The organism is Bradyrhizobium sp. P5_C11_2 (genome assembly GCF_054049755.1).
The window spans coordinates 1-13,339 of the sequence record NZ_JBFULT010000159.1 but is presented as its reverse complement, the minus strand read 5'-3'; the positions used below and the strand labels follow the sequence as shown (position 1 = coordinate 13,339).

Annotated in this window: 13 protein-coding genes; 6 read left to right on the top strand and 7 right to left on the bottom strand. The window is 63.8% G+C overall.

The genetic code is table 11. From position 1 onward, the window contains the following. Positions 1–28: 28 nt before the first annotated feature. The 3 genes from ACXJL8_RS17085 to ACXJL8_RS17075 form a co-directional block, all read right to left on the bottom strand. The gene (locus tag ACXJL8_RS17085; RefSeq protein ID WP_456685278.1) at positions 29–556 is read right to left on the bottom strand and encodes a phage tail protein; all 528 of its coding nucleotides are present in this window, start codon (positions 554–556) and stop codon (positions 29–31) included. Positions 557–673: 117 nt separating this feature from the next. Next, positions 674–1,210 carry a phage tail protein gene (locus ACXJL8_RS17080; RefSeq protein WP_456619031.1) on the bottom strand — a complete coding sequence of 179 codons (537 nt, stop codon included), beginning with the start codon at positions 1,208–1,210 and terminating at the stop codon, positions 674–676. A gap of 975 nt (positions 1,211–2,185) precedes the next feature. Next, the gene (locus ACXJL8_RS17075) at positions 2,186–2,530 is read right to left on the bottom strand and encodes a hypothetical protein (protein ID WP_456619030.1); all 345 of its coding nucleotides are present in this window, start codon (positions 2,528–2,530) and stop codon (positions 2,186–2,188) included. On the opposite strand from ACXJL8_RS17075, the gene ACXJL8_RS17070 reads away from it, so the two are divergent. Then, positions 2,499–6,791 (top strand): putative Ig domain-containing protein, encoded by a 4,293-nt coding sequence (locus tag ACXJL8_RS17070; protein WP_456685277.1) that lies wholly within the window; start codon positions 2,499–2,501, stop codon positions 6,789–6,791. The genes ACXJL8_RS17075 and ACXJL8_RS17070 overlap by 32 nt on opposite strands. Positions 6,792–6,838: 47 nt before the next feature. Here ACXJL8_RS17070 and ACXJL8_RS17065 read toward each other — a convergent pair whose 3' ends face one another. Beyond that, positions 6,839–7,777, bottom strand: coding sequence for a septal ring lytic transglycosylase RlpA family protein (locus ACXJL8_RS17065; RefSeq protein WP_456619028.1), 939 nt, complete (start codon positions 7,775–7,777; stop codon positions 6,839–6,841). 800 nt (positions 7,778–8,577) lie between these two features. On the opposite strand from ACXJL8_RS17065, the gene ACXJL8_RS17060 reads away from it, so the two are divergent. Then, positions 8,578–8,706, top strand: coding sequence for a hypothetical protein (locus tag ACXJL8_RS17060; RefSeq protein WP_456619027.1), 129 nt, complete (start codon positions 8,578–8,580; stop codon positions 8,704–8,706). 34 nt (positions 8,707–8,740) lie between these two features. Here ACXJL8_RS17060 and ACXJL8_RS17055 read toward each other — a convergent pair whose 3' ends face one another. Beyond that, positions 8,741–9,031 carry a hypothetical protein gene (locus ACXJL8_RS17055; RefSeq protein ID WP_456619026.1) on the bottom strand — a complete coding sequence of 97 codons (291 nt, stop codon included), beginning with the start codon at positions 9,029–9,031 and terminating at the stop codon, positions 8,741–8,743. A 153-nt stretch (positions 9,032–9,184) separates the two neighbouring features. On the opposite strand from ACXJL8_RS17055, the gene ACXJL8_RS17050 reads away from it, so the two are divergent. Beyond that, complete coding sequence (locus ACXJL8_RS17050) at positions 9,185–9,763, top strand: TIGR00645 family protein (protein WP_456619025.1); 579 nt, start codon at positions 9,185–9,187, stop codon at positions 9,761–9,763. Positions 9,764–9,812: 49 nt separating this feature from the next. After that, positions 9,813–10,286: an N-acetyltransferase family protein gene (locus tag ACXJL8_RS17045; RefSeq protein WP_456619024.1), complete on the top strand. Its 474-nt coding sequence runs from the start codon at positions 9,813–9,815 to the stop codon at positions 10,284–10,286. A 25-nt stretch (positions 10,287–10,311) separates the two neighbouring features. Here ACXJL8_RS17045 and ACXJL8_RS17040 read toward each other — a convergent pair whose 3' ends face one another. Further along, entirely contained in the window at positions 10,312–10,629 is a 318-nt protein-coding gene (locus ACXJL8_RS17040; protein ID WP_456619023.1) for a DUF1476 domain-containing protein, read from the bottom strand. A 234-nt stretch (positions 10,630–10,863) separates the two neighbouring features. Here ACXJL8_RS17040 and ACXJL8_RS17035 point away from each other — a divergent pair, with 234 nt between their 5' ends. Continuing rightward, positions 10,864–11,091: a hypothetical protein gene (locus ACXJL8_RS17035; RefSeq protein WP_456619022.1), complete on the top strand. Its 228-nt coding sequence runs from the start codon at positions 10,864–10,866 to the stop codon at positions 11,089–11,091. Positions 11,092–11,112: 21 nt separating this feature from the next. Here the strand turns inward: ACXJL8_RS17035 and ACXJL8_RS17030 are convergent, their stop codons facing one another. Beyond that, positions 11,113–11,304, bottom strand: coding sequence for a hypothetical protein (locus ACXJL8_RS17030; protein ID WP_456619021.1), 192 nt, complete (start codon positions 11,302–11,304; stop codon positions 11,113–11,115). 773 nt (positions 11,305–12,077) lie between these two features. On the opposite strand from ACXJL8_RS17030, the gene ACXJL8_RS17025 reads away from it, so the two are divergent. After that, positions 12,078–13,169: a phosphatase PAP2 family protein gene (locus ACXJL8_RS17025; protein WP_456685276.1), complete on the top strand. Its 1,092-nt coding sequence runs from the start codon at positions 12,078–12,080 to the stop codon at positions 13,167–13,169. The last annotated feature ends 170 nt before the right edge of the window (positions 13,170–13,339 follow it).

Here is a 13,339-nt window from a genome sequence, read left to right as displayed (position 1 = left end):
CGGACCACGGACGCGATGTGCGGGCGACCTAGCCCGGTGACGGGAAAATGCCGGCGTTGCAGATGCAGTAATTGGCGACGACGCTCGGCATCATGTTGTTGTGCCCGATGCCCATGCCCGCCGTGGTGACGCAAGCAGCCATCGTCGCGTACGGAGCGGCATTCATGACCGGGGCGTAGAGATTGCCGCTCGTAATGGTCGCCAGGTGCACGGTCGGTCCGGGCRTCGCCGTGGTCGCCGTGGCCGTTGACGACAGCAGCGCATGACTATGCGTCGGCATCTCGGTCTCGATCAGCGTATGCTCTTCCTCTCCGGCAATCTGCCCCAGCACATAGCTGGGAAGGTTCGGCCCGGCGCCCTGGCCGATCGGAACGCGACCGCGCAGATCAGGAAGATTGAAGCTCTGCACTCCGTCGCCGCCGTAGGTCGTGCCGATCACTGCATAGAGGGTGTCGTATTGCGAGATCGGCAGCGACTGTCCGGCGCAGGCCAGCCAGCCATCCGGGACGCGCGGAAAGCCGAACAGGCGTATCTCGCCGATAAACGGATCTGCCATCTCGAATATCCCCCTGCCTGTGCGCGCCAGCAGATCGGTGCTGATGGACCACGGGCGCTATTGCTTGAAATCTTGAAACGCTGAATCCGGTTTGTGGAAATCTGCTCCGAGGACCGGTCAGTTTCGCGACGGATAGGTTCCTTGCATCGCGATCAAATAGTTGATGACCAGATAGGGCTGCATGTTGTTGTGCGGCTGGCCGCCGCCCTCGTTGATCAAATTCGTGCCCATCGCCAGTGGTGTTTCGGCATTGCCGGCGGCCAGGAAGATATACTTCCCAGCCGGCCCCGTGCTCGTAGCGAAGATGTTGTTGGTGGGAGCAGCGCCACGTCCGGCACCATCTGCTGCCGTCGCCTGGATGAGGTGATTGTGCTGCGGGAGCTGGAGCGCGGTCATGTTGACCGACACCGATCCGCTGGTCACGCCGGCCGGGTATTGGCCACTCGGGCCGGACGAGCCCAGAATGGCACGGCCGCGCAGGTCGGGAAGCGCGAACGTCCTCATCCCGTCACCGCCATAGTAGGTGCCGAGCAACGAGAACAGCGCCTGGTAGTTCTGGATCGGCAGCAACGCGCCGTTACAGAGCGCCCAGTTCCTGGGAATCATGGCGCCGGCGAAGGGCATGATCTGCCCCATGACAGGTTGATATGGCATTCCCCACCCCGCTCAATGCCGTGTCCGCTCCAGTCCGCTACTGCCCGCACGATACAGGCAGCCGCTTGGCGAGCGCTAAACCAATGAGTTAGTAATACCAATATTCCCTCTAAGATTGTTAGGCTGGCCGAAGCGTCGGGTCAAGCTTTTCGCATCGACACAATCACTGCGCGAATTCGATAATGCGCTCATAAGGCATTTTTTATAGGACAATTTCGTCATCTCGCCCGTCATTACGCGGGCAAATGTTGCAATTGTACCACTCTAACGCGAATTCGCGGCATTCYGTCAGGGCTCCTGCATTTGGTCGCGGACGTTCACGCCTAAAAATTGTAGGAACGCCAGGTACAATTATAACTTTTAGCGTCGTGGGCTTCTGCGGGAGCCGAAAACGACCRGTGGGGATGGCGTGGCGTCGATCTTTCGGATCATGAGCGCTTGGGTGCCTGACCCCGTCCGCGCGCGGGGTGGAGCCGTTCGGCGCCGCGCCGCCATCGCAGCAACACTGGCCGCGACGGCAATCTGCCTTCCCCTTGGGACGACCAACGCGTTAGCAGCCAACTGCTCCGGCGTGTCAGCATTGACCGTCAGCACGAATATTACGCTGAACAATCAGATTACATTCAGCGTATCTGGCGTAACGGGCCCCGGCGCAACGCTCGTACCCGACACGGTGAACCACCAAGTCATCAACGAATACAGCCAGGTCGCCAACAGCGGCCTCTACAGTTCTGCGTGCGGCAGCAGCACCTTGAATTTCCCTATCACCGGCACCAACGGTACGGGTGTGGATACTGCACAGGTCACAGGAAGCAATGGCGGAAAATACACGATAGGGACCAACACCGCGACGACAGACAACGGGCCGACGATTTACTTCGTCAATTACACCCTGACGATGACTCAAGCGCCGTCTGGGACTTCGGATACGATCGTCCTGAACTATGCGTCGACGGACGATGCTCTTAACAGCATCTACAACAATACCGACAGCGGCCTGACGATCACGCTTTCCAGCATCACGCCGCCCGTGACGGCACCAAGCATCGCCGCCGCGTTTTCACCGACATCGATCTCGACGGCGGGCGGCTCGACGTCGACGCTGACCGTGACCATCACAAATCCCAACAGCTTCCAGGTAACCGGCCTTGCCGTCGCCGCGAGCGCCCTTCCTGCGGGCCTGAATGGCAGCGGTGCCGGAACGACCTGCGCCAGCGGCACCGCCACCTTTAGCGGAGGCAGTCTCAGCCTGAGCGGCGCAACGCTCAATGCCAGCGGGAGTTGCACGGTGACGCTTACCGTATCCTCGTCGATCGCCAACACCTATTCCTACACGACGGGTGCGGTCTCGGTTGCCGGCCCCGCTTCGGCGACCGGCGGGACTGCGACGACGCCGACAGCCCTCACCGTCACCGGGCCAACCGCGACGCAGGCGATCGCGTCGAAGGCGCTCACGCAAAATCAGCCGTCGGCCAATTTCACACCCGTGACCGGCTCGGGCGGTACGGCGCCGTTGACGTATGCGATCGCGCCGTCACTGCCGAGCGGCCTCAGTTTCAGCTTGTCGACGGGCGCCATCACGGGATCTCCGAGCGTTACAAGCGGAGCGACGACCTATACGGTCACCGTAACCGACGCCAACAGCGCGACCGCGAGCAACACGTTCAGCCTGACGGTCAACTCTGCAGTGACCGCGACACAGGCGGTCGCATCGAAGACGCTGACGCAGAACCAGGCCGCGACCAATTTCACCCCTGTGACCGGCGGCGGCGGAACGGCGCCATTGGCTTATGGCATCTCGCCACCGCTTCCCACCGGACTGAGCATCAGCGCCTCGACCGGCGCCGTCACGGGCACGCCGACCGCCACGAGCGCCACGACGACCTACACCGTCACCATCACGGACGCGAACAGCGCAACGGCGTCGAGCACATTCTCGCTGACCGTGAACAGCGCGGTCACGGCCACGCAGTCGGTCGCCTCCGTCACGCTGACACAGAACAACGCCATGACGCCGGCCACGCCGGTCACCGGCGGGGGTGGCACGGCACCACTCGGCTACAGCGTCTCGCCGATACTTCCCGCGGGCCTCAGTCTTAACGTCTCGACCGGAGCAATCACGGGTACGCCGACGGTGACGCACGCCACTTCGGCTTTCACCATCACGGTCACTGACGCGAACAGCGCGACTGCGAGCAATACTTTCACTCTTACCGTCAACGGCGCGGTCACGGCGACCCAGGCGATCGCGTCCGCGGCGCTCACGGCCAACCATGCCGTGACCGCTTTCACGCCCGTCACGGGCGCGGGCGGCACCGGCACGCTCGGCTACGGCATTTTACCAACACTACCGGCAGGACTGGGCTTCAACACAGCGAACGGCCAAATCACCGGCACGCCCACGGCCTCGAGCGCCGCCACCACCTATACCGTGACGGTGACGGACGGTATCGGCGCAACCGCCACGAATACGTTCAGCCTGACCGTCAACGGCCCGGTATCCGCAACTCAGGCCGTAGCCGCCGTCGTGTTGACTCAGAACCACGCCGTAACCTCCGTGACACCGGTCACGGGCGCGGGCGGAACAGTTCCTCTGTCCTACGGCGTCTCACCACCCTTGCCGGCCGGGCTGAGTTTCAGCGCCACTACTGGCGCGATTACCGGCACACCGACGGTGACCAGCGCTACCACGACGTATACGGTCACCGTCACCGACGCGAATACCACCACGGCCAGCAACACGTTCAGCCTGACCGTGAACGGTGCGGTCACCGCGACCCAGTCGATCGCATCGGTGACGCTCACAGCGGGCCATGCGACGACCTCATTCACGCCGGTGACGGGCGGCGGAGGCACCGCGCCGCTGTCCTACGGCGTCTCGCCAAGCCTTCCCGCAGGCCTCAGCCTCAACCCCTCCAGCGGCGCCGTCACCGGGACGCCCTCTTCGGCCAGTGCGACAGCGACCTATACAGTCACTGTGACCGACGCGAACAGCGCGACCGCGAGCAATACGTTCAGCCTGACCGTGAACGGAGCGGTGACGGCAACCCAGGCCGTTCCGTCCAAGTCGCTGACCGTCAATGTCGCGACCGCCTCCTTCACGCCGGTCACCGGCGCCGGCGGAACGTCGCCACTGGGTTACGGTGTCTCCCCCGCGCTTCCCGCGGGATTGAGCTTCAACCCTGCAACGGGCGCGGTCACAGGCACCCCGACGGCCATAAGCTCGACCACGACTTACACCGTCACCGTCACCGACGCCAACAGCGCCACCGCGACGGCGACCTTCAGCCTCGCCATCAACGCCGCCGTCACGGCCACCCAGTCGATCGCATCGAAGACGCTGACGCAGAACGCCGCCGCAGCGCCCTTTACACCAGTGACCGGGAGCGGCGGCACCTCGCCGCTCGCCTACAGCATTGCGCCGGGGCTGCCGGCGGGCCTGACCTTGAACGCGTCGACCGGCGCCATTTCGGGCACCCCGACGGCCACGCTTGGCGCAACGACGTTCACGGTGACCGTAACCGACGCCAATAYCGCGACCGCGAGCAATACGTTCAGCCTGACGATCAGCGGCGCGGTAACGGCGACCCAGGCCGTCGCATCCACCGTGCTCACCGCCAACCATGCCACGACGACGTTCACGCCCGTCACTGGTGGCGGCGGCACCGCGCCCCTCAGCTTCGGCGTGTCGCCCACCCTTCCCGCCGGCCTGACCTTCGGCACATCGAACGGCAGCATCTCCGGCACGCCGACCGCGACGATCGGCGCCACAACCTTCACCGTCACGGTCACCGACGCCAACAGCGCGACCGCGACGAGCACATTCAGCCTCACGGTGAACGGCGCCGTCACCGCCACCACGGCAGTGCCTTCGTCGGCACTGCCGATCAATCAGGCCGTGACGCCGTTCACCCCCGTGACCGGTTCTGGCGGCACCGGTGCGTTGACCTACGCCGTCTCGCCGAGCCTGCCTGCGGGGCTCTCCTTCAACACGACAAGCGGCGCGATCAGCGGGACGCCGACGGCGACGCAGCCGACAACGACCTTCACAGTGACGATCACCGACACCAACAGCGCAACCGGGAGCGCGACTTTCAGCCTTTCGGTCGGGCAGGTCGCCACCACCGTCGCACTGACCTCATCGCAGAACCCAAGTCAGTTCGGCCAGCCCGTGACGTTCAGCGCGACCGTTACCGGCACGGGCGGAACGCCGACAGGCACCGTGGCCTTCAACGACAATGGCAGCCCGATCGGGACCGGCACGCTGAGCGGCGGCGTTGCCACCTTCACGACGTCGACGCTTGCCATCGGCAGCCACACTATGACGGCTAGCTATTCGGGGAGCGCCCTCTTTGCGGCGAGCACATCACCCACGCTGGCGCAGAGTGTGAACGTGCCCGCCGACAGTCTCAAGCTGCGCGCGTTGCAGCTCAACGTGACCAAGGTGGTGGCGCAGAATTCCGGCCAGGCCATCTCCGGGGCCATCGACGACGCCATTTCCGACGGCTTCAGCACGGACGGCGGTGCATTGCTCTCGCCCGGCAATGCCCGCATCCGGATCAATTTCTCGGCCGATCCGCGCGATGACGACAGTCCGCCGGCTGGCGCGGGCAGCACTGGACGCGACGCCTATGGCGCCGAGCACAATGCGGGCTCGAACAACATTGGACGGGCCCGCCGCAGCGGCTCGCGCGTCGACGATGCGTTCGCCGCGATCAATCAGCAGATGCCGAAAAAGGCCGTGCCAAAATGGCAGCAGGACAAGCAGTGGCTGCTGTGGGCCGATGTGCGCGGAAGCGGCATTGACCGTTGGAATTCGTCCAATGCCGCTGGCGTCGGGCAGGTCAGCGAAGCCTCGCTCCGCGGCCAGCAAATCAACGCACTGATGGGGCTGACCTATCGCGCCAGGCCTGATTTCCTGGTCGGCGTCGTCGGCGGCTACGAGTACTTCAGCTACACCGAAGATGACATCAACGGAAGGCTCAAGGGCGACGGCTGGACGGTCGGCTCCTATCTCGGCTGGAAGATCACCCCGACTCTGCGCTACGACGCCGCCGTGGCCTACTCCGGCATCGGCTATGACGGTACCGCCGGCACCGCCCAGGGCAATTTCACAGGCCAGCGCTGGATGGCCTCGACCGGATTCACCGGCACCTACAAATGGGCCAACTTCTATCTGGAGCCGTCGGCCAAGGTGTACGCGCTGTGGGAGCGGGAGAACGCCTATGTCGACTCGCTCGGGACTCAACAGTCCGCCCACAACTTCGCCAGCGGCCGCGCCTCGGCCGGCAACAAGGTGGCCTACCCCGTGCCGTGGCTCGATAGCATGCTGCTGGCGCCCTATGTCGGCGTCTACGCCGACTACTACTTCAGCCAGGACGATGCGGCGGCGATCATTGCCGCCGGCGGCATCCCGCTGGCGTCGACACCACTGCTCCAGGGCTGGTCGGCACGGGTGACAGGCGGTATCGGCGCAAGGCTTGCCAGCGGCGCTACCGTCGGGTTCGGGGCCGAGCTCGGCGGCATCGGCAGCAATACGCAGATCTGGACGTTCACGGGACGGGCCCGCGTGCCGTTCTGATGACGGACACGCTGGCGGCGCGATGCCGCCGGGTGAAAGTTGACGGCCTAATAGAGGCCGCGGCCGCTCAGGATGTTGCGGGCCTCCGCGGCGCCGCCATCGGAGACATAGGCGGAGGACGGAGCGCTCTCGGTCGCGTAGCGGCCGTCCTCGTCATAGGACACGGCGCGCGCGTTCTGGAGCGCCCGGCCCCGGCCGCGGCTCGAGGCCGACATCTCGGAGGTCGCGTTGATTGAGGCGACATCGGCAGAGGTGTTGCCGAGATTGTAGGGCCGCCCCTCCGGCGTCGGAACCTCGCCGCGGATCGCTCCCCGGCCCGACGACGTCAGCTCAGGGACGAACGGTCTGGCCGAGGCAACCCGGACCATGGAGGGGGTCGGGGCCGGAACGCCGGTGCGCAGGGTCGCCATCAACTGGCGGTCGTCGGAGCCTTCCAAGGGCGCCCGGCCGACATATTCGACACGGACCTTGGCGACGCCATTGCCTTTGAATTCAAGCAGTTCGGCGGCTTTGTTCGAGACGTCGATGAGCCGGTTGCCGTGATAGGGTCCGCGGTCGTTGACGCGGACGATCAGCGACTTGCCGTTCGAGACATTGGTCACCCGCGCGTAGGACGGCATGGGCAGGGTCGGATGCGCCGCCGTCAGCGAGCCCATGTCGAACACTTCGCCATTGGCGGTCAGGCGGCCGTGGAAATCATCGCCGTACCAGGACGCCATGCCCTCGGCGCGGTAGTTGACGTCTTCCTCAGGCACGTAGGTCCGGCCGGCCACCACATAGGGCTTGCCGATGCGATAGGCGCCGCCGCCCTTCGGGACCGGGTCGCCCCAAGCCACCACGCGGGGGCTGGAGGACACGCCGTATTTCGGATCGACGCGGCTGGCGAACTTGCCCGACGAGGCGCAATTGGCGAGCGCGAGGCAGGTCGCGGCCGCCGCAACACCACGCGCGGCCCGCAAAACCGAATCTGACCGTCGGATCCCCATTCGCCCCAAATACCATTCCGCCGGAGGCGTACCCAACCCGCTTTGGCTACGGGGAGCGCCTTCCGGTCCTTATGCTCCGAGGCGGCCCACCACCGCGTCGGAAGTCGCAAGGATATCGCAACCCGAACACGGCGGAAATGGGGAGCGCGCAGCGTTCGCACCGAGATGGTAAACGCCAGGTTCGCCCTTCCCCGTTGATCTACGGAACACCGGCGGCTCGCCGCGGCATTTCCTGTGCCACTCCAGAACAGTCTGTTGCGCCGAAGCCTCACTCCACCCCCATTGTCGCGGCTTTCACTGGAATTCTTTTGACTGTGCAAGGCCGCACGCGTTTTCTCGCGTGCAGGGGCGGACTGGAAATTTAACGATGATCGAGACGGTTTCGGCACTGATGGGTCTGGTAAGCGCGGGGATCTTCCTGGCCCATGCGTTTGAAGGTTACCGCACGAGGGCCTGAGGCACTCGCGCGGGCGACATTGCATCATCTCTTTCAAGACGGCGCGTTCGGGCAATTTTAAGCGATCCGACCGAGCATCGAAAACGAGAGCGGCAGGTGTCCCATGCGTAACCATGACTTCGTATCCGATGGCTTCCTGGCATTGACCGCTGGCGGCTTGGTCCTGCTCTGCTCGAGCCTCGTGGCACTGGCCTTCGGCTGACCCGCGGCTCCGACCGCTTCTCAATTGCGGCGCAACACGCGTGGTTATCCCGGATTGCCGGGCTCCCTTTTAGTTGATTGAATTTCCTCGGCTCGTGCCTCGACTCATTTCAAGAGGCCATCACCAACGAGGGTGACTGACATGCTTGCCGAGAAATTTTTCCTGGTCCTGGAATCGCTGATCCGCGGCGACCGCACCTATCCGGACGGAAGTCCCCGGGTCATCAGCACCGCTCCGCACGTACCGGTGAAGCTGCCGGGCCAGAAATAGCCCGCCCTCTTTCCAGGCTCCGGTCGCGCGTCGCTCAGCGCAAACCCAGCAGCGAGCGGCGATAGAGGCTGTCGCGGGCTTCATTCAGACAGACGAAGCTGCCGTCGAACCCTTGGCCATAGCGCTTCTGACCCTTGGCGTAGTAGACGCCTTTCCTGAAATCGAGCCACACCACCTTGTCGCCAGGGCAATGGCGCTGCGCCTGCGCCGCGTCGCGAAACGGCGTCAGCGGCAGCGCCGACACCTCCGCCATTCCTGCGGCAAAGACCATGGCCGCGCCAAGCGCGACCTTGCCGAGACCTCTGCCAAAGCGACTGCAAGACACTGTCCGCCTCCCGATCCACGCCGTCGCGCGGCGCTCGTCCGGCACGATAGCACAGGGCTCGCTATCCGCGGACGGCGGCAGGCAGCGTCTTCCGCCARCCATCTTGTCGGGTTACAGGAAAGCGAGATCATCTCGATGCGTGGATGCGCCTGAATGTCGGTTGAGCCTGAAGCCAGCACCGGACCCCGCCCACCCTTGCCGCGCCTGGGGCTGCTGCCGATGATCATCTTCGGCTCGCGCTGGCTGCAACTGCCGCTCTATCTCGGGCTGATCGTGGCGCAATGCGTCTACATCGCGCTGTTCCTCAAGGAGCTCTGGCACCTGTCCTGGCACGCGCTCGACCTCACCGAGCAGCAGATCATGATGAGCGTGCTGGCGCTGATCGACGTCGTGATGATCTCCAATCTGCTGGTCATGGTCATCGTCGGCGGCTACGAGACCTTCGTCTCCCGACTCGATCTCCAGGGTCATCCCGACGAGCCGGAATGGCTCGGCCACGTCAACGCCAGCGTGTTGAAGATCAAGCTCGCCATGGCGATCATCGGCATTTCCTCGATTGCGCTGCTGCGCACCTTCATCGAGGCCGGCAATCTCGGCTCCGGCCGCGCCGGCTTCACCGAGCAGGGTGTGATGTGGCAGGTCCTGATCCACCTCACCTTCGTGGCCTCGGCGATCGGGATCGCCTTCGTCGACAAGCTCAGCGAGAGCGGCATGCGCAAGCATGCCGAATAGGGTGCGCTCGTCCGTTTGCGCCCCGCCCTGACGACACCGGAATCACCCCATGGCAGCCAATGGCGAGGTCTCCTTTCGAGCGGCGCGCCGCGACGATGCGGAGACGGTGTTCAACATCACCAAAGCGTCGATCGCGGGTCTCGCGCAGGGCTGTTATTCGCCGGCCCAGATCGAGAACTGGATGGGTGAACGGACCTCCCGGTTCTACGAGGACCTCATTGCCAAGGGACGAATGACCGTCTGTCTTCGCGATGGCGTCGTCGTCGGCTTCGTCGACGCCGAGCCCGGTGAGGTCACCCGGTTGTTCGTGCTGCCCGAGGCGGCCGGCGCGGGACTCGGCCTGCGGCTGCTCGACATCGGCGTCGCCCAGGCGCGCGCGGGCCATGGCGGACCGGTCCGCCTCGAAGCCACGATCAACGCCGAAGCCTTCTACCGACGCTACGGTTTCAGGACCACAGGCAGGGGGCATTTCTCTCACGGCCTCGGCGGCGAGCCGATCGAGATCGTCTACATGGAGCTGTGACGGGCGAAGCGCGCGGCGTGCCGGCTCACCCGTTTGCCTCGAGCTGCTGCACGGCCTGGTGCAGGCACTCCTGGAGCTTCTGCGCGACCTGCTCACGCGATACGCCGTTGCCGGCAAGATCACCTGAGACCTTGCGCAGGATACCGTCGATGGTCTGGCTTTCCAGATTGTCCGTCACCAGCGCCGTCGCATAGCCCGCCGCGGCATCTCCGCTGAGCCCGAGTTGCGCTGCGGCCCAGAGCCCGAGCAGCTTGTTGGACCGGGCCGTGGCCTTGAACATGAGCTCCTTGTCGTGGGCGAACTTGGCCTCAAAGCCCTGCTCGCGCTTGTCGAACGTGGTCATGGTCAGCTCCAATGCTCTTTCGCTGATGAGGAATCGGATTGGCTGGGGGCGATCGTCTCCGGGGTTCTCGTCAATTGAGGATCATTTGAAGCTTCCGGCGGAAGGCAAACGCCGTCAAGCCCGCGCGTAGCGGGCGTCAGGTCCGGACCAGCCTCATCGGCTAAACGAACTCATTTACTGTTTGTTAACCGGACTCACGGCCGCATGGCCCATGGGGGAAGCGAGAGCCGAAGCATGAACAGAGAGCTGCGGGAATTTCGACGGCTTGAGCGCGTCTGCCTGGAGCAGGCCGCGCTCTCCACCATGGACCTTGCGCGCACCGGCCTCCTGATGGTGGCCGACGATTGCCGTGTTGCGGCAGAAGCGATCGAAGCGCAATCGCCGCCGCGCGGCGCATTCGCGGGCGCGGTTCAGGCGCTCAAGCTCGCCCTCAGTGCCACCCGCGCGGCGAGCTGGCATTAGCGATGACCGAGGCTGACCCGATCAGCCCTTGCTTGCCCTCGCCTCGCGCGCGAGGCGCTCGGCTCTGAGCCGTTCCTTGTTGGCGTAAAACGCCTTCTGCGCCTCCTCATGGTCGCGCATGGCCTTTTCCGCCTCGATCCGGCGTGTCGCATCGCGCGCCTGGCGCTGTTCGGGTGTCAGGGGTTTGCGTCGGAAGGAAAGGTCCTCGGTCATGACCTTTCAACGCGGAGCTGGGGAAAAAGTTCCACAATTGGGCAGGGCCTGCGCAGCACACCATCAGGCGCAGGCATAAAATTCGCGCAAACAACCCCATGCACAGTAGCTAAGTCCCGCTGGCACAAGGCCTTTTTTTATCCGCGCAAAGCCGTTTGACCCGTCGGGCAAAACAGTGGCATTCTGCCATCTTCGGAAAATCCGTTGCAGGGTTGCCGGACCTGTCTGTGTTGGGTCGCTTGCTCTTCAGCCTCCTGCCTGACCGCTCCGATGCGGACGGTTCAGCCAACCGCGATCGCTGAATGCGTCGTGGCTGTGCTGTCGTTAGGCCAGCCCGGTTCGCTCGTCCTTTTGCTTTTGTTCGCTGGACGTCAACGATCGCGGTGACGGTCCGATCAATAGCCTGCGGTGTGGTCGCTCCCTTCAGTCAAGCGCTCTCATCGCGGCAATCATCAAAACTCGTCGCAATGAGCCGAGCATTTCAAGATTGAGATTCGAGCTCAAAGATAGCCGCTCGGCGAATGTCCTCAGATCCGTGACCCCTGAGCAGACACGTCAACAGCATCTCAACTCCGTTTGACCCTACCGCCGAGATCGCCTCTTCCTGCTCGCGAGCGAGGTTTCATTGCAGGAACGCTGCCAGCAACGTTTGGAAACAAAATTTTCACCAACAATAACGATAGCACTCGTCATGAGGTGCAACCGGACAGTGTGGGCGCTAAACTTCTGGGAGAACTGCCCGAAATTGCACGTGCGATGGAATGGGAATTGGAATGTTCAGTGCGCCGCCTTTTGCGAGAGCAAATTGTGCTGTCAAGGAGGAGCTGCGCTCGGTCGGTCACACGGAACGACGGATTGCGAACAGGTTGCAACTTGTCAACTGGAGCCTTGTGGCTGGATGTGCGCTGGCGCTCTGCATCGGGCTTGCCGCAACAACTTTCACGCTGGAAGGTTTGATGACGACGGAGGTCGTCACAGCGCCGGCGCTGGCGGTTGCCGGGCTGGGGCTCATGCGGCGGGGCTGGGGCGAGCGGCCGGCGTTCACCATGCTCGCGTTTGGACAGATGGGTTGTTTCGTGATCTTCGCGGCGCCGCTGTCGTATATCGGCTTGGGCGCCGGGATGCCGCTGCAGGACGCGAGATTTGCCGAGCTTGACCGATTGCTCGGCCTGGATTGGCCTGCATATTTCCATTTTGCGATGGCCCATCCGGAATTACTGCCCTACGCCAAGTTCTTTTACGCAATGCTCCTCGTGCCGGCCTTCGGCGTCCCGGTCGTACTGGGGCTGACGGGGCAATACATCCGTCTGCAGCAGTTCGTGTTGGCGTCGACATTGGCGTTGTGCGTGGTGATTGTCGTCTCCTCCCTGCTTCCGGCGATCGGCACCTATTTCGAGTTCGGACTGCCCTCCGACACCGAGCTATTCAACGCGAACGGATATGGAGGACAGGCGCGCGAAATACCGATGCTGCGCGATGGCACGTTGCGAGCTCTCAACCTCGCGAAGCTCGGCGGCATCCTCACCTTCCCGAGCTTTCACGCTGCCACGGCACTTCTCAGCATCTGGAGCTTATGGAGCATCTGGTGGCTGCGTCCCGCCCTGCTGATGCTGAATGGGGGAATGCTCGTCGCGACCCCGCTGGTCGGGGGGCATTACTTCGTGGATGTGATCGCGGGCGTGTCGGTGGCTGCGCTGACGATCCAGGCGTCGAAAGGCCYGACGGCGGTCTTCGTTGCAAGTCCGCTGGCGGTCTCGATGCAGCCGAAATCGGCGGCACCGGACCTGCTGGTCGCTCTTGCCTTCGCCGCCAGGTTTGTGCGGCCGTGCCGCCGGAACATGTCCCGGCATCCGATACGCCTATGAACATCGGCTCTTGGCCGATTGTGTTGCAAAAGTCGAAAGTTGCAGGGCTCARGATTTTTCGCGAAAACACTAAGCAGCGAGCGATCGCTGATTCGTATGACCTCAATCGCGTTACCGAAGTCGCCTGTGAATTTTGCGTGAGGCCGTGAGGTCCCTCGCATCTTGTACGC

What these genes read in the sequence shown, in the direction of transcription:
- ACXJL8_RS17035 (WP_456619022.1), top strand. Translation starts at nt 10,864, where the DNA reads ATGAACAGAGAGCTGCGGGAATTTCGACGGCTTGAGCGCGTCTGCCTG.
- ACXJL8_RS17040 (WP_456619023.1), bottom strand. Translation starts at nt 10,629, where the DNA reads ATGACCACGTTCGACAAGCGCGAGCAGGGCTTTGAGGCCAAGTTCGCC.
- ACXJL8_RS17060 (WP_456619027.1), top strand. Translation starts at nt 8,578, where the DNA reads ATGCTTGCCGAGAAATTTTTCCTGGTCCTGGAATCGCTGATCCGCGGC.
- ACXJL8_RS17080 (WP_456619031.1), bottom strand. Translation starts at nt 1,210, where the DNA reads ATGCCATATCAACCTGTCATGGGGCAGATCATGCCCTTCGCCGGCGCC.
- ACXJL8_RS17045 (WP_456619024.1), top strand. Translation starts at nt 9,813, where the DNA reads ATGGCAGCCAATGGCGAGGTCTCCTTTCGAGCGGCGCGCCGCGACGAT.
- ACXJL8_RS17050 (WP_456619025.1), top strand. Translation starts at nt 9,185, where the DNA reads ATGTCGGTTGAGCCTGAAGCCAGCACCGGACCCCGCCCACCCTTGCCG.
- ACXJL8_RS17030 (WP_456619021.1), bottom strand. Translation starts at nt 11,304, where the DNA reads ATGACCGAGGACCTTTCCTTCCGACGCAAACCCCTGACACCCGAACAG.
- ACXJL8_RS17065 (WP_456619028.1), bottom strand. Translation starts at nt 7,777, where the DNA reads ATGGGGATCCGACGGTCAGATTCGGTTTTGCGGGCCGCGCGTGGTGTT.